15 protein-coding genes are annotated in these 20245 nt (G+C 54.7%); 3 read left to right on the forward strand and 12 right to left on the reverse strand.

The window, feature by feature from the left end; translation table 11 throughout:
- Window positions 1–6 precede the first annotated feature (6 nt).
- The 10 genes from ACO2Q8_RS04695 to ACO2Q8_RS04740 form a co-directional block, all read right to left on the reverse strand.
- Window positions 7–435 carry a response regulator gene (locus ACO2Q8_RS04695; protein WP_423343625.1) on the reverse strand — a complete coding sequence of 143 codons (429 nt, stop codon included), beginning with the start codon at window positions 433–435 and terminating at the stop codon, window positions 7–9.
- A gap of 8 nt (window positions 436–443) precedes the next feature.
- Window positions 444–1283: a prolipoprotein diacylglyceryl transferase gene (locus ACO2Q8_RS04700; RefSeq protein WP_423343626.1), complete on the reverse strand. Its 840-nt coding sequence runs from the start codon at window positions 1281–1283 to the stop codon at window positions 444–446.
- Between the two features lie 19 nt (window positions 1284–1302).
- The gene (locus ACO2Q8_RS04705; protein ID WP_423343627.1) at window positions 1303–2733 is read right to left on the reverse strand and encodes a TolC family protein; all 1431 of its coding nucleotides are present in this window, start codon (window positions 2731–2733) and stop codon (window positions 1303–1305) included.
- Window positions 2734–2818: 85 nt separating this feature from the next.
- On the reverse strand, window positions 2819–4207 hold the full coding sequence (locus ACO2Q8_RS04710) for a sensor histidine kinase (RefSeq protein WP_423343628.1): 1389 nt from the start codon (window positions 4205–4207) through the stop codon (window positions 2819–2821).
- Between the two features lies 1 nt (window position 4208).
- The gene (locus ACO2Q8_RS04715) at window positions 4209–4883 is read right to left on the reverse strand and encodes a response regulator (RefSeq protein WP_423343629.1); all 675 of its coding nucleotides are present in this window, start codon (window positions 4881–4883) and stop codon (window positions 4209–4211) included.
- Between the two features lie 92 nt (window positions 4884–4975).
- Entirely contained in the window at window positions 4976–5407 is a 432-nt protein-coding gene (locus tag ACO2Q8_RS04720) for a response regulator (RefSeq protein ID WP_423343630.1), read from the reverse strand.
- A 9-nt stretch (window positions 5408–5416) separates the two neighbouring features.
- Window positions 5417–6529, reverse strand: coding sequence for a sensor histidine kinase (locus ACO2Q8_RS04725; protein WP_423343631.1), 1113 nt, complete (start codon window positions 6527–6529; stop codon window positions 5417–5419).
- Window positions 6530–6541: 12 nt separating this feature from the next.
- Window positions 6542–7114, reverse strand: a complete 573-nt coding sequence (locus tag ACO2Q8_RS04730; RefSeq protein ID WP_423343632.1) for a chemotaxis protein CheB — start codon at window positions 7112–7114, stop codon at window positions 6542–6544.
- 151 nt (window positions 7115–7265) lie between these two features.
- Window positions 7266–8093: a CheR family methyltransferase gene (locus ACO2Q8_RS04735; RefSeq protein ID WP_423343633.1), complete on the reverse strand. Its 828-nt coding sequence runs from the start codon at window positions 8091–8093 to the stop codon at window positions 7266–7268.
- Window positions 8090–11548: a response regulator gene (locus tag ACO2Q8_RS04740; protein WP_423343634.1), complete on the reverse strand. Its 3459-nt coding sequence runs from the start codon at window positions 11546–11548 to the stop codon at window positions 8090–8092. The genes ACO2Q8_RS04735 and ACO2Q8_RS04740 overlap by 4 nt, the downstream gene beginning before the upstream one ends.
- Before the next feature lie 314 nt (window positions 11549–11862).
- On the opposite strand from ACO2Q8_RS04740, the gene ACO2Q8_RS04745 reads away from it, so the two are divergent.
- Complete coding sequence (locus ACO2Q8_RS04745) at window positions 11863–12609, forward strand: response regulator (RefSeq protein WP_423343635.1); 747 nt, start codon at window positions 11863–11865, stop codon at window positions 12607–12609.
- Window positions 12610–12682: 73 nt separating this feature from the next.
- Here ACO2Q8_RS04745 and ACO2Q8_RS04750 read toward each other — a convergent pair whose 3' ends face one another.
- Window positions 12683–14518, reverse strand: a complete 1836-nt coding sequence (locus ACO2Q8_RS04750; RefSeq protein WP_423343636.1) for a pseudouridine synthase — start codon at window positions 14516–14518, stop codon at window positions 12683–12685.
- Window positions 14519–14865: 347 nt separating this feature from the next.
- On the opposite strand from ACO2Q8_RS04750, the gene ACO2Q8_RS04755 reads away from it, so the two are divergent.
- Window positions 14866–16923 (forward strand): acetoacetate--CoA ligase, encoded by a 2058-nt coding sequence (locus ACO2Q8_RS04755; RefSeq protein WP_423343637.1) that lies wholly within the window; start codon window positions 14866–14868, stop codon window positions 16921–16923.
- A gap of 165 nt (window positions 16924–17088) precedes the next feature.
- On the forward strand, window positions 17089–18771 hold the full coding sequence (locus tag ACO2Q8_RS04760; RefSeq protein ID WP_423343638.1) for a S41 family peptidase: 1683 nt from the start codon (window positions 17089–17091) through the stop codon (window positions 18769–18771).
- 52 nt (window positions 18772–18823) lie between these two features.
- Here ACO2Q8_RS04760 and ffh read toward each other — a convergent pair whose 3' ends face one another.
- A complete protein-coding gene (gene ffh, locus ACO2Q8_RS04765) occupies window positions 18824–20143 on the reverse strand; it encodes a signal recognition particle protein (RefSeq protein WP_423343639.1) in 1320 nt (439 codons plus the stop codon).
- Between the last annotated feature and the right edge of the window lie 102 nt (window positions 20144–20245).

The following is a 20245-nucleotide window of genomic DNA, read 5'->3' on the forward strand; positions in this document are numbered from 1 at the left end:
TCAGCTTTACGCCGGTTTTATCCAAATCGACTGTATTTTCGCCAACGACGCCATCAGTTCTCTGACCGAGTGGGGCTTTTCCAGGCATATTACAGCACCGGCCTGCCGGGCTTCTTCGATTCGTTTCTCCGGCAGTCCGCCGGACAGCAGAATCTTGGGTATGGATTCGATTTCCGGCATTTGACGAAGCGCCACGAGCGTCTGAACGCCATCCATCACGGGCATCATCCCGTTGATAAAAATGACCGCCGGTTTTTTCGTTTTGGCCTCAGCCAGCACCCCGAGCAGGGCCGGGCCGCTCTTGAAAACCCGGATCACATCGTTCGGGAAACAGCTTTCTGCCGCCATCCGGAACAGCTCAATATCGTCTTCATCATCGTCAACCAGGTAGATCATCCGCGATTTACCCGCCGATTCCAGGTGTGTACCAATCATTTTTTCGTTTAAGGGATCATTATTTTCCGGCCCGAATAAGCCGGCAGTCGTTTTCGCTTCCAGTAGCTTCGCAGGATCAGAAAGCTGCCTACGAAAACTGCTGGAAGGCTCAAAAGCTGGTTTATGGTCAGTCCAAGCCAGCGGATTATACCTGCCGGATGGTCTTTCAAATCGTCAATCAAAAACCGGAAAAAGAACACGCCGACCAGGAAAAAACCTATCAATCGACCTCTGAAGGAACAATCCGATTGCCGAAACCAGGCCCAGCCCAACCCGCCCAACAACAACAGGCTGACCAGTGCTTCGTATAGCGGGACAGGATGGCGGGGTTGAGCCGGGAACTCCGGGTAGTTAAGAAAAACAAACGCCCAGAGTGAATTGGTAGGCCGCCCCACAGCTTCCGAACTCATCAATTGCCCTAGCCGTGCCCAAAAAATCACCAGCGGCACCACCACGGCCAGCCGGTCGGCGAGCCAGAGATACGTTTGCTGCGGATGCCGGTGCGCTTCCTCGTAAAAGGCCAGTCCCAGAAAAAAACCGGCAGCCGCCCCGTGACTCGACAAGCCCGGCTCCAGCGGCAGCAGGATTCCGAGCGGATTTACCAGTAGAAACATCGGTTCGGTCAGTAAAAAATACCCCAACCGTGCCCCAATCGCCGTGGTCAGGCCAACGCAAAGCAACAGCGTCCTTGCTTTTCGAAGTGACACCCCTCCCTTTACCAACACCTGCTCGGCCAACCAACTCCCCGTCAGCAAACCGGTCGCCACCAACAGTTCGTACCAGGTCAGAACGATGGAACCCATCCGGAGCAACTCAGGCTCGACCCGCCAGACTACGTAGGACAGCATACTATTGAGGAGTTAGCTTTTACCGTGGAATGTTCTGAATAAAACGGTCCAGATCGCCGGATGTGGCCGCCTGAACAAGCAGCGCCCGCCAGAGATTTGTGATAGCCAGCGCCTGATCGGCCTCGGATCGGCTAAGTAACGCGCTGACTTGTGTGAGCGTCAAAATGGTGTCCAGACCCGCTTCATACCGCGATTGCGCCTGGGAAAACGCCAGGCGAGCCGCAGCCAGTTGCGGTGGGATCTGCCGGGCGGTTTCCTGCGCGAGTTCGAGTTGAACCCGGGCATTTCGCACGTCGGCCTGAAGCGTCAGGTTCTCCCGTTCATACGTGGATCGCAGGACATTGATACGTTCGTTCTGAGCCGCCAGCGCATATTTGGTTCGGAATAGGTCAGTGGGTCGCCAGATGGCCGTAACGCCCACCAGGTAGTTGAACGCCCGCAATGGCAGACCCGCTGCCAGCGAGGGGTCAATCTGAAACGAGCCATCCGAAGCCGTTTGCTCCTTCATACCCGACCCGCGCCCCCAGAGTGACCCGAGCAGCGAAACCGAGGGCAAAGCCGCTGTTTTGATCAATCGGGCTGTGGTTTCACCCAGATCGATCTGTTTCTGAAAAAACCGGAGTTGAGGATGTAGCCCCGAAACCGCTACGGGGTTAGCCGGAAAATCGGGCACCCGGGTATAAAAACCCATCGTATCCAACTCCATCGTCGTCTGGGGCTGTCCGATCAGTTCGTACAATCGGATCACCTGCTGCTGGGCCGCTCGCTGGCTCTCCAGCACCTGGGTACGGGCACGGTAGACTTCCGCCGTAGCCACCGCACTGTCGATCCCGGATCGCAGACCAGCGACCGCGTTCGAACTGGCCACCCGTTGCAGAGCTTCGGCCCGTTGGAGATTAGCAACCTGCAAACTGATGGTTTTGCTGGCGCTGAGGGCCATCAGATAAGCTTCACAAACGCGTAACTGATGCGTGAACAACTCGCCCTCGTAGTCGGCCTGCGCCCCTTCCACAGCCGCCCGGGCCTGCTGACGGCGGGCCTGCTGACGACCAAACGTGATGGCTTCCCAATCCATCACTACGGAAGCGCCACTGGTCCAGACCGACTCGTTCGTAAATCCGTTGGTCTTGATGCTGCCCGAAATCGGCAATGCCAGACCACCGTTCGACACATATGGGCCACGCACCTGATTGGAGGTACCGTTCAGGGCCTGGGCCTGTATGCCTACTTGTGGTCGCAGAGCGGCCCGCACGCCCAGGACATTGGCTTCGGCGGCTCGTAGTTCGGCCAGTTTACCGCGCAGGCTCGGGTAATTGGTCCGGGCCAGTTCCAAGGCCTGCGGAAGCGTCAGCCGGTTTTCGGCGGGCGTTTGCGCAACAACAACCCGGACCAGCAGGCTGCTCAGCAGGAAGGGTACAATTCCTGAAACTATCGTTTTCTTCCGGCGCATTCAGCTACTTTTTTTCGTAACTGTAAACTTACCGCGCCGAAATTAGAGCCAGATTAGGGCGAAATTAGAAGAAATTAGAGCGAGATTAAGGCTGTTTGACGGGCAATACGACCTCCGCCCGAGTCCCTCCGCCGGGCCGGGTCAGGAGCCGGAGTTGCCCTTGATGCAATTGTATGACGCGATGCGCCAGGGTCAGGCCAATGCCGAAACCGTCAACGGTTTTGCTGTTTGAACCGCGCACGAGCGGGAGCAGAACCCGATCTTCCTCACCGGGTAATACCCCAATGCCCTGGTCGTCGATCCGGATTACCAATTGCTCAGCACCTTCCCGTTCCAGCGATACCTGAACTAGTTGCCCCGTCGAATACTTAACGGCATTATCCATCAGGTTAAGCAGGGCGGTTTTGAGCAGGTGCGGGTTGCCCGTCAGCCTAAGTGGGGTGGCCTCTTCCAAAATGGCGTCGCTAACGTGTACCGAAAGCGCCTGCCCCGTTCGCTGCTGCCCGAGCGTATCAGCCACATCCAGCACCACCTCAACCAGGTCGAGCGGCTGGCTGTCGAGTCGGGCGTTGATACCATCGATGCTGGCCAGTTGGAGCAGGCCATTCGAGAGAGCCGTCAGTTTGTCGAGTTCGCGAACGGCCTGTTTCATTCCCTGCTTGAGGCTATCCGGGTCCGAATCGTACGTCATGGAGGTTTCGAGCCAGCCTTTGATGGTTGTCAGCGGAGTTCGTAATTCGTGCGAAGCCTGCGCGATGAACGAGCGCTGGTTGTCGGCCAGTTGTTCCTGCCGGGTCAGCAGGTCGTTGAAGGCTGTGGCCAGCACCCCAACTTCATCGGTTGGATTTTCCGGTTTCAGCCGAAAGTCGAGGGTTTGCGCGTTCGGTGCGTTCAATTGCCCGATCAGGTTGTTGAGGGGTTCGAGTGCCTTGCGGGCAAAGACAAACCCCAGCAGACAGACCAGCCCGATAGCAAAAATATTACCAAAAATGAACAGATCCCGCAGGGTTTCCTGGCGTTGATAGCCGTCCTGATCGTAGGCCGTGACGACGGCGAGGTACTCCCGGCCGTCGGGCGAGGGTTTGGCGCCCGGGTACGTCAGCGCTACGCCGTCTTTCAGGTACGGATGATCTGGGGTCGGGTACGTAAACCGCACCAGCTTTTGCTGCCGGACCCGGTTCAGAAAGGCCCGGCTGGGCATGAAATCATTGGTATCCCGGCTGGCGTAAATCAGGCTGTCGGCCGGGGAATACACAAACTCTACCTGCTCCGGCAGCGAGGCAATCACGCTTCCGGCTACGGTCCCCTGCAGGGTCAGCAGATGTTCGGTCACGCGCGCTTTCCGCTCCAGCCGGTCTTCGATACTCCGTTGCCGGAAGCCTACGTAGGTTATGTAGACATAAAACGAAAACGCCAGCAGAATACCGGCCACCAGCAGCGAAAACCACAGAATGAGTTTGTATTTGATCTGCATGTCAGGTTCTCAGGACATAGCCCATGCCGATGACGGTGTGAAGCAGTTTAGGCTCAAAGCCTTTGTCGATCTTTTTCCGAAGGTAATTGATATACACCTCGATCACGTTCGTATTGGTGTCGAAATGCAAATCCCAGACTTTTTCGGCAATATCGACCCGGCTCACAATCCGGCCCTGATTGATCATGAGGTATTCGAGCAGGGCGTACTCACGGGTCGTCAGATCAATGCGGGAACCTGCCCGGAAAACCGTGCGAGACTGCGTATCCATTTCAAGATCGGCCAGCCGCAGGATGTCTTTTGAGCCAAAAAACGGACTGCTCCGCCGGGCCAGTGCCCGGATTCGTAGCAACAGTTCCCGAAACTCAAACGGTTTGACCACATAATCGTCGGCTCCGGCACCAAAACCGCTTTCCTTATCGGGCAGGCTGTCGAGGGCCGTCAGCAGCAGCACCACCTGGCGGGGCAACTGCTGTTTGATGTGACGGCACAGTTCAAAGCCATTGATATAGGGCAGGTTGACGTCCAGAATAATGACATCATAAGGCTTGTTGTCGGCCAGTCGCTGCCCCACCAGTCCATCGTAAGCCACGTCGATTTCGTAGCCTTCGCTCTCAATTCCTTTTTTAACAAAGGACGCCAAACTTACTTCGTCTTCAACCAGCAGAATTTTCATGGTCCGGTATTTCTAGACCATAACCAACACGGTGCGAAAGAAGGTCTACCGGGCGCTAAAATACGGATTTATTTTATTGTCGGGCAACCGGCTCAGGATTCGGCCAGGTGCGGCAGTTCGACGGTTTTGAGCCAGTAGCGCAGTGTGGTTTGCAGTTGTTCCTGCCAGTCTTCGAACAAAACCGGCTTGGTGTGAAACGCCCGGGCACCTAGCCGATAGGCCTGGCTGATGTCTTCGGGCCGGGAAGAACCCGACCACATCACGACCGGAATTTGCTGAAAGCTCTCGTTGGACTTAAGCAATTGGAGCGTTTTCAGTCCGTCGAGAACCGGCATAAAGAAATCCAGCATGATCAGCGATGGAAAGCTTTCCGGCGTAATGGTTTGCAAGTGGCTGAGCAAGGCCGCACCGTGCAGAAACCGGCGGATGGTCAGGTCCGGCTGAATTTCGCGGATGGCGCGACTGATGTAATCGAAATCCGTCTCGTCGTCCTCCACAATGTAAAAAGTAATTCCTGTTTCCATGCGCGTTGCTTACTTCATCCATTCAAAATAAAACGTGCTCCCTTTCCCAACGGCTGATTCGACCCAGACCTTGCCGCCCTGTTCTTCGACCAGCATTTTCAAAATAAACAACCCGACGCCGGTGCTGGTCTCGGTCTGGGCGGTATTGCTGGTCGTTTGGAACAGTTTGAAAATCGCTTCCTGGTCGTCTTCCTGAATACCGGGGCCGTTGTCTTTCACGTAAAACTCGATCCAGCGCCCCCGATCCTGCCCGCCGATTTCAACCAGCCCTTCCGGTTTGTCGTTGTATTTAATGGCATTGCTGATGAGGTTCTGAAAAATCTGGTGCAGCTTGATCTTTTTGGTTTGCATGACCGGCAACCGGTCTTTGATGTCGATCGAGATGTGCTTCGGCGGAAAAATCATGAGCGCGATCTGCTCGACGAGTTCATGCACATCGACCTCCTCGACCGTCTGCTGGGCCACGTTTTTCCGGGAATATTCCAGCAGGGAATTAATCATTTCGGACAAGTGAAAAGCGGCTGATTTCGAGTGGCCGACATACTCCTGAATTTCGTCGCGTGGTACGGTTTCTTCCTCGTTCCGCATTTCGAGCAGCGAAAGGGCGGCAATCATCCCCACCAGGGGCGATTTGAGGTCATGGGCCACGATGTACACAAATTTTTCGAGCTGCTTGTTGATTTTTTCGAGTTGCTGCGCCGTCTGCTTCAACTCCTGCTGGTAGTGATACAATTGTTCAAATACCCGCACTTTGGCTTTGGTAACATTTACGTCCAGCGGTTTTTGCAGGTAATCGACGGCTCCCTCGCCGAAACCCTTCAAAATGTACTGTTCTTCTTTGTTGATGGCCGTTACGAAGATAATCGAAATATCGCGGGTTTTCGGGTTGGACTTCAGCAACCGCGCCACCTCGAAACCGTCCATCTCGGGCATTTGTACATCGAGCATCACCAGCCCGATCCGGTCGTTTTTTAGCGCATGGCGCAGGGCTTCATTCCCCGAGGTTGCTTTGATAAAGGTCCGGTGTTCACTGGCCAGCATTTCCTCCAGAACCAGCAGGTTCTCTTCGCGGTCGTCGACCAGCAGGATGGTCATTTCCGGCGGATGATTGGCTACTACCATTCGTCGTAGAGATTATTCGTTGAGTGTATGGATAAAAGATGCAATGCTTTGTGGAGTTAACACCATAACCCCGGTATTTCGGTCAATGGCAGCCTGTGGCATGGCCGGATATTCAGCCGTGGCCGGGTCCTGCACAATGGCGACCCCGCCCTGAGCCACCACCGCCAGCAAGCCATCGGCCCCGTCCGGATTGGCCCCACTCAGCAGGATGGCCACGGCGGTTTCGGCATACACCTGCGCAATGCTCTCGAACGTCACATCGATCGACGGGCGGCTGTAATGAACCGGCTCGGAATAGTCCAGACTAATCGTCTCGCCGGGTTCGATCAGCAGGTGGTAGTTTTGCGGAGCCAGGTAAATCCGGCTTGCCTGAATGACTTCCTTATCGTCCGGTTCGCTGAGTTGAAGACCGGTCCCCTTGCTGGCCAAAATCGTCTCCAGACTGCTCGGAACGTTCTTCAGACGGTGTAAAATTATGAAAACACTGAACCGGAATGACGCGGGCAGGGCCCGTAATAGTTCCGTCACAACCGGGATACTTCCCGCCGATCCTCCAATGGCCAAAACTCTGAATCGGTTGCTCATGGGTGCCAAGTAGTTCAGCAGTTTAAAGTTTAGAGTTCAGAGTTTATGGTTTATGGTTTTAAAACCAGCACTTCTCAACTTATACTCAGATGGTTAAACTCGAAAACTATAGACTATAAACCGTAAACCAAAAACTATTTTTACTGAATTCTTACGTCTTACTCCGATAGATTCGAACCGCCGGATTGACGACCTCAAACTGTTGCCGCGCTTCCGCGAACAGCAGCGACTCCTTCATGCCGAGCGCCAGATACCCAAGCGGAGCGAGGCTGTTGCCAAACAGGGTCATAACCCGGTTTTGCAAATGCCGATTGAAATAAATCAGCACGTTTCGGCAGCAAATTAACTGAAACTCATTAAAGGCCTGATCGGTAGCCAGATTGTGCGTCGCAAAAACCAGGTTTTTCCGAAATTCCTTCCGGATAATCGCGTGTTCGTACCGGGCGGTATAATATGACGAAAAATCGCTCAGGCCACCCGACTGGATGTAATTGGCTGTGTAATCCTTCATATACTGCAAGGGTACAATGCCCTGCCGCGCCCGCTCCAGGTTGGCCGGATTCAGGTCGGTGGCATAGAGTCGCGCCCGGTCCAGCAGTCCCGCTTCGTGCAATAAAATGGCCATCGAAAATACCTCTTCCCCCGTTGAGCAGCCGGCGTGCCAGATCTTGATGGTCGGGTACGAAGCGAGCTTGGGCAGCACATTCATCCGCAACTCCTTATAAAAGACCGGATCGCGAAACATCTCCGTCACGTTCACCGTCAGCGACTCAATAAACCAGGCAAAAAACCGGGGATCGTTGGTCAATTGGTATTTCAGTTCGTAGACCGTCTGGCAATTGGCTTTCTGCATGCAGCGTAGCACCCGGCGTTGCAGCGAAGCCCGGGCGTAATCGCTGAAATCGTAGCCGTATTGCCGCCGAATCAGGTGGACAACTTCTTCGAGTTCTTCCGGCGAAATGTGAATGTGTCCAATCATGCCTTCACCGATAACCAGACCCGCATCAGCGAAAACAAGCGTCCGCTATCGACCGGTTTTGTAATGTAATCCGATGCACCAGCCTCGATGGCTTTTTCGCGGTCACCGACCATAGCCTTGGCCGTCAGCGCAATCACGGGCAGGTGCAGCAGTTTCAGCTCCGACCGGATTCGGCGCGTAGCTTCGTAGCCGTCCATTTCCGGCATCATGATATCCATCAGCACAATGTCGGTATCCGGGTTTTCCTGCAAGACATCCAGCGCTTCCCGACCGTCGACCGCCGTAATGACATTCATCTGTTGTTCTTCCAGCAACGTACTGAGCGCAAAGACATTCCGCATATCGTCGTCGACCAGCAGCACTTTTCGGCCCTGCAAACTCCGATCATTAATCTGCGTCAGCGGTTTGGGCAATTCCTTCGTCTGCACTTCCTGCACTTTGTACAGGAACAGTTCCATCTCGTCCATCAACCGGTCGATGGCCTGCGACGACTCCCGGATGACCACATCCGACAGTTTCTTCAGTTGCCATTCATCGGCCGGTTTCAGGTCTTTATCCAGGTAAATGATGACCGGCAGCGTCGGCTCGGGCATGGCTTCCCGCAAGGCCTTCAATTCCTGCACCCCTGTTGCGAGGTCGCCCCCCAAATCCGCAATCAGACAGTCGTAGCCCGGCTGTTGCAGCTTTTCCAGGGCTTCCGCCCGGGTAGACACATAATCACATTCCAGGCCGACCTGCCGCTGGTCGATCACCCGTTGCAGGGAATCGTCGTTCAGGTAGCTGCCCGACAATACAAGCACTTTTTTGATTCGGCCCTGCAACTGATCGCCGATCCGGTTGAAGGCCGCTTCCAGGTCGCCGGGCGAAACGGGTTTGCGCAGATACGCCAGGGCGCTGCCCAAGCCGGTTTTCGGCTCGTCCGACGCCGACATGACGTGGACGGGAATGTGCTTCAGATTAGCGTCATTTTTCAGCCAGTTGAGGACACTCCAGCCATCGACCACCGGCAACTGCATGTCCAGAATAATCGCCGATGGTTTGTACTTCCGGGCATACTGAATCCCTTCATCCCCCCGCAGTGCCACAATCGTTTTATACCCTTTGTCGCGGGCAAAATCCTGAACCACGCGGGCAAAAGCCGGATCATCTTCGACAATCAGCATGACCTTATCGTCTTTCTGAAGGGCATTCCGGTCGTCTTCCAGCGTGTTTTGTTCGGCAACCGGCCCGGCAGGTTGTGCCGGAACGTTTTTTTCCGGCTTGGGTTCCGAAGCGGCTGGTTTGGGTTGGTTGTCCGGAGTGGCTTCAACAAGTGGCAGATAGATACTGAACGTGCTGCCCTGGCCTTCCTGGCTTTGCAGCCGGATTTCGCCCCCCATCCGCCGGATGAGTTCCTTGCTGATGGACAAGCCCAGGCCCGTGCCGCCGTACTTCCGGCTGGTCGATCCGTCGGCCTGCTGAAAGGCTTCAAAAATAAGCTGCTGTTTATCCGCCGAAATCCCGATGCCGGTATCGGTCACCGAAATGACCAGCAACCGGCTGGCTTTCAGCAGAGCCTCATTCGAAAAACCGCCTACCGAACGCTGCGTCCGAAACGCCAGCGTCACTTTTCCGCCCTTGGGTGTAAACTTGAACGCATTCGAAAGCAGGTTTTTGATTACCTGTTCGAGCCGCTGTTTGGCAATCCATAAAACCGGCGGAACCGATTCTTCCACCTCGGTAACGAACTGAACATCTTTCTGATCGGCCACGACGCTGAACAATTGCTCCTGATCGTGCAGGATGCCGCTTACCGAGGCATTCTCGGCGGCCATGTCGATCTTGCCCGCTTCAATTTTCGATAAATCCAGAATGTCGTTGATCAAATTGAGTAAATCCGAACCCGATTTGTGAATCACGCTCGCGTATTCAACCTGCTTGTCGGTCAGGTTATTCGTTTTGTTTTCGGCCAGCATTTTGGCCAGAATCAGTACGCTGTTGAGGGGCGTACGCAGTTCGTGCGACATATTGGCCAGAAACTCCGACTTGTAGCGGCTGGTTTCCTCCAGTTCACGAGCTTTTAGGGCGAGGGTTTGCCGTCCCACTTCCACCGCTTCATTTTTCTCTTCCAGCTCGGCATTAATCTGGCGGAGTTCTTCTTCCTGTACCTTGAGTTCCTCCTCCGATGCCTGCAAAATTTCGGCCTGCCGGGTCAGTTCTTCGTTCGACTGCCGGAGTTCTTCCTGCTGGTGTTCCAGGGCCTGCTTCTGTTCCTGCACCTGCTCCAGCAGGCGGTTTACTTTTTTGCGCGCATCGGCCGCGTTCAGCGCAATGGCAATGTTGTTGGCGACCGTCTCAAGCAATTCCAGTTGGGCGGAGCTTAAGGGCTCGAACGTGGCCAGTTCGATGACACCCTTACGTTCTTTCTTGTACCAGAGGGGAACGCAGACCACCTGCCCGGCGACGGCTTTTCCGCTCCCCGACTGAATCGTCCAATAGTTGGCCGGAATATGATTGGTGACGACCACCTGATGGCCCATCGCAGCCTGCCCCACCAACCCTTCCCGCAGGGCATAGGTCCGGGGCGTCTGAGCCGGTAGCGCAATCGAAGCATTCAGTTCCAGGTGATCGGTTTCTTCATCGTAGCAATAAAAACCGCCCGCCGGAACCGCCAGGTATTGGGTAAGAACCGTTAAAACGGCCTGCCCCACCGACTCCGACTCGCCAACGCCCTGCACGGCATCGTTCACCAGCGACAGGCCGGTCAGTTGCCAGTTCCGCTCGCTACTTACCCGGTTCAGTTGTTCGACTTCATCGAGGTTCTGCTGCAACCGTCCTTCGGCTTTCTGGCGGTTGCTAATCTCATGGTATAATAAATAATAAAGAACACTGCCCAGTACCACCAACAAAACCGCCCCCCCGCCGAACACGTAAATCGCCATTGTTACCGCCCGGTCGCTTTCGGTTTCACGCTTTCTCAACAGCCGCTCCTCTTCTTCAAGCATGATCGCGAATCGCTTCCGAACCTCGTCCATCCGGTTTTTTTCGGCATCCGTAATCCGAATAATATCAGCCCGACTGTACTGACCAGCATTGGTTCCCAGGCTTTTCCAGTATTGCAGCAAGTCCCGGATGCTTTCTTTCAGTTCAAGATTGTTCGCAATTTGCGCCGGATTGTCGGCAACGAGTTCGTCAATCCGGCGGATCGACGGCTCAATCTGGTTCAGCGCATCCAGATACGGTTTCAGGAAACGCATTTCGTTGGTGCTCCGAAATCCGCGCCGACCGGTTTCCATATCGATCAGCATCTGCTCGGTTATGGCCAGTTGTTTCATAACCCGAAAACTGTGCCGAACCCAAAGCGCTTCATCTAACTGGTTCCGAATCGTTTGAAAAGCCACAGTCCCCAACCCGACGAACATGACAAGCGTAACCACAGCACCGACGTGCAACCGTGTAAGCGACGTAAATTTCATACCATCAACGCGTAAACAAGGCAGGACTTTTGCAAGAAATGAGTATGCAGTTGATCCAAAAATGAATTGATAAGCTCGGTAGCGAACCGATGTAGGGTTGCGTTTTCACGACTGATGAAGGCAAAACTAGACTTACCCACCCTACATTTATACCTTTGTCAAAAATCGTACCGCATATGTTACTGTAATATCAAATCATTTTACTTAATTAGGCTTACTAAAACTAGTCATGATTTTTATTTATCAGACGTTTTTCGCTTTTTTTTGTACAGTTGTCGTCCGATCCACCCATCCACTTCGCTAAAAGCTATACTATGATGTCTTCATCAACTCATGTAACCAACCCTGGTAACCTGGCTGTCCGGGTTCTGATTGTTGAAGACAATCCGATGAATCAGACTTTCCTGGCGATGTTGCTGGGCAAATACAACATCCCGAGCGTGGTGGTCAACAATGGGCTGGAAGCTGTTAACTTTCTGAAAACGGAAACCGTCGATCTGGTTTTAATGGATATCCAAATGCCGGTGATGGATGGGCTGACGGCTACGCAGCAGATTCGCGAACACCTGGGGCTGACGCTCCCGGTTGTTGCCGTAACGTCGAACCCTGAATTCGACGCCCGACCGCGCTGCCAGCAGGTCGGAATGAATGATTTTTTGTCAAAACCGGTTCAGAAAAAACAACTGGAGGCCGTATTGGAACGTTTTTTGGGCGTACGGGAAGTGGAGCCGTCGACGGTCGATCACGCCTATTTGCTGGAAATTACCGGTGGCGATACCGATCTGCTGACGGATCTGCTGACCTTCTTTAAGAACGATCTGCCCACCAACCGTGCGGCTTTGTTTCAGGCCCTCAACGACGACGACCGGGCCGCCTTCGATCATCTGGCTCACCGCTTTCGCTCCTCGCTCAACTCGCTCGCCATGACGGGACTGGCTACGGACCTGAAACAACTGGAAAGAAACCCTAATCTGACAAACGCAGAAATTCGTCAACGACTGACCACCTTGTTCGATCAGATTCCGGGCGGATTGAAGATGCTGGACGACTTTCTGAAGTAAAAACGGTCACTCGCTGTTGTGAAGAACAAAAAATAAGGCGCCGTCTGCACAGCGCCTTACCAGGATCGACTAATTACAACAGAAACTTCAATCGAATAACTTCCTTTTCGTCCAGATACCGCCATGTCCCGCGCGGCAGGTCTTTCTTGGTCAGGCCAGCGTAAACCGTGCGGTCCAGTTTGGTTACTTCGTAGCCGAAATGCTCGAAAATCCGGCGCACAATCCGATTCCGGCCGCTGTGGATTTCGATGCCGACCACCTGCGCGTCGGGCGTTACAATACCCAGATCGTCGGGTTTGATCGGGCCGTCCTCCAATTCGATACCGTCGCGAATCGCTTCAAAATGTTCGTTTGTGATCGGTTTGTCCAGTTCCACCTGATACACCTTCTTGATTTCGTTGGAGGGGTGCGTCAATTTCTCCACCAATTCACCGTCGTTCGTCAGCAGCAGCAAACCGGTCGTGTTGCGGTCCAGGCGACCCACCGGGTAAATCCGGTACGGCGTCGCTCCGGCCACCAGGTCCATCACCGTGTTGCGGTCGTTCGGATCGTCGGTGGTCGTGATGTAATCCTTCGGTTTGTTCAACAGCACGTAGGTCATTTTCTCCGGATTCAGCACCCGCGTGCCGTATTTGACTACATCGGTCGGTTTTACCCGGTAGCCCATTTCGGTAATGACCTTTCCATTGACGCTGATGTCGCCCTGTGCAATTAGCTCGTCGGCATCCCGGCGCGAACAAATGCCCGCGTTGGCGATGTACCGGTTCAGGCGAATCATCCCGTCTTCGGCTTCGCGCGGGGTACGCTCGCTCCGGTCGGCCCCGGCCTGGCCGCGACCCGGTTTTTTACCGCCTTTCTTATCGCGCGGACTCCGACCGCCCAACGCTCTTTCTTTCAATTTGTCCAGATCGTATTCCGGAGCCCGCGACCGGCCTACCTGCCGCTCCCGGCTGGCTTCGATTTTCCGTTGCCGTTCCGGATCAACGTCTTCCCGACCCGGACGCTCGTAATTGCTGCGCTCAAACCGCTCCGGCTGTTCGTTCCGACGATCCCGGTCGAAACTCCGGCGTTCCCGATTATCCGGTCGATCATCCCGCCGGGCGCGAAAACCGCCCTCGCGGTTCCGGTCCGAACGGTCGCTGTAGCCCCGCTCGTTGCCGAAGCGATCATCCCGGCGCTCGGGCCGCTCCGAACGCTCGTCGGAATACCGGTTGCGGTCGCCATAGCTTTTTTCATTGCCAAACCGATCGTTGTTGCGGCCACCGGCCTCGCCCGAACGTCCATAGCGCGGACGCTCATCGCGTGAATCCGAACCGCCAAACCGGTTGCTGCGCGGGTTGTTCCGGTCACGGTCGAACCGATCGTCGTCCCGACGGGCTTCCCGGCGCGGGCCACCGCTTTCAAACCGGTCATTGCGCGATTCATTGCGGTCGAAACGGTCGTCTCTCCGGCCGAAGCCCCGCTCATCGTCCCGACGGTTCGGGCGTGTTTCGTCAAAATTACGGCGGGGTCCACCGCCTTCGTAGCGCCCCCCACGCGGACTATCGTCCCGGAAGCGGTCGTTGCGGCCCCGGTTTTCATCCCGGTTGAACGAACGCCGGTCGTCGCTTTGTCCGAAGCGCGGACGATCGAGCCGATCCAGGTCGTCCCGACGGGGCCGCTCCGAACGGTCGCTTTCAAACCGGCGACCGCCCCCCGAAGGACGCGATCCGCGCGGCTTATCAAAACCTGGTTTGTCGTAACCGGGCTTATCGAAGCTGCGTTCCCGGCGTTCGAAGCCCGAATCACCGTCGCGCCGGTCGGCGTCTTTGTTGAATTTGCTGTAGAATTTATTGGTGGATTCAGGTCGTCCAAACCCTGCTTTCCGGTCACCCGGGCGACTTTCCGATTCGTCTCGTCGTTTGCTCATAAAAGTTGCAGTATCCCTACTGTAGTTAAATATTCAGTGAAAATTAGTTTGTAGTTTACGGTTTCAGGATTTAGGGGCATTTTTGAGCCGTAAAATTTTTATCAGACGAAAGTACTAGTTTCAAAAATACGCTGATCAATAGACGCTACTTCTAACTATAAGTCGTAAACTAAAAACAATGAACTACTGAAAATAGATTGATTTTCAGTTACTTTCAAAACGCATTCTGAAATGGGGTGCAAAGTTAGCGTATTTTCACGTAACTTCTGACTTTGTTTTGAAATCAACAGCATTTCATGCGAAAAGGATTCAGGAATTTGTAAAATTGTCGGACTGATTTCTTGCTCATGGCCTCTACACCCCCTTCGATACATACCGATTTGCCCAAACCGCTCTGGAAGCCCGACCGGCGGCTCACCGAACAATCCCAACTCAAGCGGTATCTGGACTGGCTTTTTGTCAAAAAAGGACTTTATTTCCGCGACTACCACGACCTCTGGGACTGGTCGACGACCGACCTGGAAGCTTTTTGGGAAAGTCTCTGGCAGTTTTTCAACGTCCAGAGCCATTCGGAGTACGAAGATGTCATCGAAAAACCGGCTTCGGGCATGATCGGCACCCGCTGGTTTACCGGCGCGACGCTGAACTACGCCGAGCATATTTTCCGGCACAAAACCAGCGAACGTCCGGCCATCGTCTACCAGTCGGAGCGCCAGCCGCTTCGTTCGCTTTCATGGCTTGATCTGGAAAAACAGGTAGCTGCCGTGGCCGGTTTTCTGCGCGAAAACGGCATTCGGTCCGGCGACCGCGTAGTATCGGTGTTGCCCAATATTCCGGAAGCTGTCGTGGCCTTTCTGGCCACCAACAGTGTGGGGGCCGTCTGGTCGAGTTGTTCGCCGGACTTCGGCACGGCCAGCATCGTCGACCGGTTTCGGCCCATCGAACCCAAAGTTCTGTTTGCCGTAGACGGCTATACGTACAACGGCAAAGCGATCGATAAAACCGACGCCCTCACGGATCTGCAGAAGGTTTTGCCGACACTGAAGCAGGTCGTCTGGATTCCGTATCTGAATCCGACGTTTGCACCGGTTTCGGGCTTTCGGGCCAAATCGACTTTGTGGGAGGGTATTCTGCTGACTTACGCGGACGAACCCCTGACGTTCGAACCCGTGCCATTCGAACATCCAATCTGGATTCTGTTTTCATCGGGTACAACCGGCAAACCGAAGGCCATTACGCACAGCGTCGGTGGCTGCCTCCTCGAACACCTCAAAGCCCTGGCGCTGCACCAGGATGTCCAGCCCGGCGACCGCTATTTCTGGTATTCGACCACCGGCTGGATGATGTGGAATTACTCGGTAGCGTCGATGCTGGCCGGGGCCACACTGGTGTTGTACGACGGCTCGGCGGGCTACCCCAACCTGGATGTGCTCTGGAAACTGGCCGAACAGGCCAACATCAACCATTTTGGCGCGGGCGCGGCCTATCTGCTGGCTTGTATGCGGGCGGGTTTGTCGTTCAGCGCCACTTCTCGATTCAGCAGCCTGCGGACCATCGGTTCGACAGGTTCTCCCTTACCGCCGGAAGGGTTCCGATGGGTCTACGAATCCGTAAAAAAAGACGTTTGGCTAGTGTCGCTCAGCGGGGGAACGGACGTGTGCAGCGGGTTTGTCGGCGGTTGCCCCCTGCTGCCGGTCTACGAAGGCGAAATCCAATGCCGGTTGCTGGGGTGTAAACTGGAAGCGTTCGACGAAACGGGAAAACCGGTTCGGAATGAATTGGGTGAAATGGTCATTCTGGAACCCATGCCATCGATGCCGATTTATTTCTGGAACGACGACCAGAACAGCCACCAACGCTACAAAGCCAGCTATTTCGAGCAGTACGACGGCATCTGGCGGCACGGCGACTGGATCAAAATCACCGACCGCAAAACCGTCGTGATCTACGGCCGCTCCGACGCAACACTCAACCGCGACGGCGTGCGGATCGGGACGAGCGAAGTGTACAGCGCCGTCGAAAGTGTTCCCGACGTAGCCGACAGCCTGGTGGTATGCCTGGAGTTGCCCGGTGGCCGGTATTTTATGCCCTTGTTCGTCGTCCTGAAAGGCCGGACGGACGAACCGGTAACCGAGTTGGATGAAGAAACCGCCCGCCCGATTCGGCAGGCGCTCCGGACGCAATACAGCCCCCGGCATGTGCCGGACGCCATTTTTCAGGTGCCTGACATTCCGTACACGATCAGCGGTAAGAAAGTGGAAATGCCCGTGAAAAAAATTTTAATGGGGATTTCGCCCGAACGGGTCGCCAGCCGCGACACGCTTCGGAACCCGGCCGCCCTGGATGCATTCGTTCAATTAGCCGACACGTTGAAAGCTGATGTTTCGGTTCGATTGGAATCTTAGAAAAATTTCTGTAGATTTCTCTGCATTTCGGCAAACATCTTACCGGGATTTGTACGTTATGCAAAACGCGTACCCACGGGCCGGGCCGGGCAGGCTTTAGTCCGTGCGAATCTCATTATACATTTATTTTGCCATAACACGGACTAAAGTCCGTGGGTACTTACTATGAGAAAACCTGAACACGAGAAAATCCAGAACGACAAGGCAACGGTGCGGTTGCCGATGCTACTGGGCATTACGCTGGCAGCCGGAATGCTGATCGGCGCTACGTTTTTTGGGGGTGGCAAAAGCCTCAACAACATTGGGCGCGGTTATTCCAAATTCAAGGAAGTGCTGCAACTGATTGAAAACAACTACGTTGACTCGGTCAACACGGAGGATCTGGTGGATTATTCCATTTCCAAAATGCTGGAAAAGCTGGATCCCCACACCACCTACATGAACCCACAGGACGCCGTGGCCGCCCGAACGCAACTGGAAGGCGGTTTCGACGGGATTGGGGTTGAGTTCAACATTTACAAAGACACGGTTTATGTCGTAACGCCAATGGCGGGCGGTCCTTCCGAAAGCGCCGGGATTCTGAGTGGCGACAAAATTATCAAGGTGGATAACACCGAGATGACCGGGAGTAAACTCGATAATGCGCTCGTCTTTAAAATGTTACGGGGCAAAAAGGGAACCGACGTAAAGCTGGTGGTAATGCGGAAAGGCGAGAAAAAACCGCTGATGTTCACCGTTCAGCGCGACCGGATTCCGACCTACTCCGTGGACGCAGCTTACATGGTCGACGACAAAACCGGGTACATCAAAGTCAGCCGGTTTTCGGAAACCACCTACGACGAGTTCAAGAAAGCCCTCGGCAGCCTGAAGCAGAAAGGCATGTCGCAGATGATCCTCGACCTGCGGAATAACCCCGGCGGCTACATGGACCGGGCCACGAGCCTGGCCGACGAGTTCATTTCCGGTGATAAACTGCTGGTGTATACCGATGGCAAAGACGATCGCTACGACCGCCAGACGAAAGCGCGTATTGCCGGTCAGTTTGAGGAAGGCCCCGTCATCGTGCTGATGGATGAAGGCAGCGCGTCGGCATCGGAAATTGTGGCCGGTGCCTTGCAGGACCACGACCGGGCGCTGATCGTCGGTCGGCGGTCGTTCGGGAAAGGGCTGGTGCAAATGCCAGTCATGCTGTCCGACGGCTCCGAACTGCGGCTGACGATCTCCCGCTATTATACCCCGAGCGGCCGGAGCATCCAGAAACCGTACGTGGCCGGACACGGTGAGGACTACGAAAAAGAACTCGAAGCCCGCTCGAAAAGCGGGGAATACTACATTGCCGACAGCATCAAGAACAACGAAAAGTACAAGTTCAAAACGACCGGTGGCCGGACGGTTTTCGGAGCAGGCGGCATTACGCCCGACGTGTTTGTCCCCCGCGACACGTTGTTCATGACCAAGTACCTGATCCAGTTGTTCAATAAAAACATCATCCGGGAACAGGCGATGGAGTATGCCAACGACAACCGGAAACAACTGGAAAAAGACGGTTTTGCCAGCTACAGAAAGAATTTTGTGGTGACCGACGCCATGCTGAAACGCCTGACCGACGACGCCACGGCGCAGGGCATCAAGTTCAACGAGCCGGAGTTCAAGCGGTCGAAGAAGTACATTCAGACGCAGTTGAAAGCCTATATTGCGCAATACGCCTGGAAGAAAGGCCACCGCGACGGGCTCAACAACGAGTTCTTCGAAATGCTGGCGGAAAACGACGAAACGTTCCGGAAGGCGCTTACACTCTTCGCCCAGGCCCGAAGCCTGGAACGAGGCAACTACACGTCGCAGAAATAAAAAGAAGGGCGGGGTTTGAATCCCGCCCTTCTTTTTATTCGTATTGCTCAGGCTACCGCATCATCTTGTTGAGCTTACCCGACGACTGCATCTGGTTCATTTTCTTCATCATCTTTCGCATTTCGTCAAACTGCTTCAGGAGGTTGTTCACTTCCTGAATCGAGGTGCCGCTCCCGGCGGCAATGCGTTTCTTGCGGTTTCCGTCGATGATTTCCGGCCGTTCGCGTTCCTTCGGCGTCATGGAGCCAATGATGGCTTCGATGGGTTTGAACGAGTCGTTGTCGATATCGACGTCCTTCATCATCTTGCCCATGCCCGGAATCATGCCGATGAGGTCTTTGATGTTCCCCATCTTCTTGATTTGCTGCAGCTGCCCACGGAAGTCGTTGAAATCAAACTTGTTCTGCCGCATCTTGGAACTGATGCGCTTGGCTTCTTCCTCATCAAAAGCCTGCTGCGCCCGCTCCACGAGCGAAATCACGTCGCCCATGCCCAGAATCCGGCTCGCCATTCGGTCGGGATAGAACACGTCGAGGGCTTCCATTTTCTCGCCCGTGCTGATGAACTTGATCGGTTTTTGCACGACGCCCCGAATTGAGAGCGCGGCCCCACCCCGGGCGTCACCGTCGAGTTTGGTCAGCACAACGCCGTCGAAATTCAGCCGGTCGTTGAAGGTCTTGGCCGTGTTGACCGCATCCTGTCCCGTCATCGAGTCGACCACGAACAGCGTTTCCGACGGATTCAGCGATTTCTTGAGGTTTTCTACCTCCTGCATCATCACCTCATCGACAGCCAGACGACCGGCGGTATCGACAATGACCACTTTCTTGCCGGTTTTGCGGGCGTGCGCCAGCGCGTTCTGCGCAATCTCGACAGCATTCTTATTTTCCGGTTCGGCGTACACCTCCACGCCCACCTGTTCGCCCAGCACTTTCAACTGGTCGATGGCCGCCGGGCGGTAAATGTCGCAGGCCGTCAGGAGTACGTTGCGGCCCTGTTTTTTCAGAAAAGCCGCCAGTTTGCCCGAAAAGGTGGTTTTCCCCGATCCCTGCAACCCCGCAATCAGGATGATGGCCGGGTCGCCTTTCAGGTTGATGCTCTGGGCTTCTCCGCCCATGAGGTCGGTCAGTTCCTCCTGAACGATCTTGACGAACAGTTGCCCCGGTTCGACCGCAATCAGCACCTTGCGGTCGAGGGCTTTTTCCTTGACCCGATCGGTAACCTCCTTGGCCACCTTGTAGTTTACGTCGGCATCGGTCAATGCCCGGCGCACTTCCTTGACGGTCGTGGCCACGTTGATTTCGGTAATCCGGCCTTGTCCCTTGAGGGTTTTGAAGGCCTGATTCAGTTTATCCTGCAGATTCTCAAACATATTCCCAATTTTTACCTCTGATCACCTCTGATGTTCTCTGATCAACCCTGTGTAACAGCTTGGTTAGTTATTCCACAGAGTTGATCAGAGAACATCAGAGGT

This window comes from Larkinella sp. VNQ87, from assembly GCF_049445795.1.
Taxonomy (GTDB): Bacteria; Bacteroidota; Bacteroidia; order Cytophagales; family Spirosomataceae; genus Larkinella.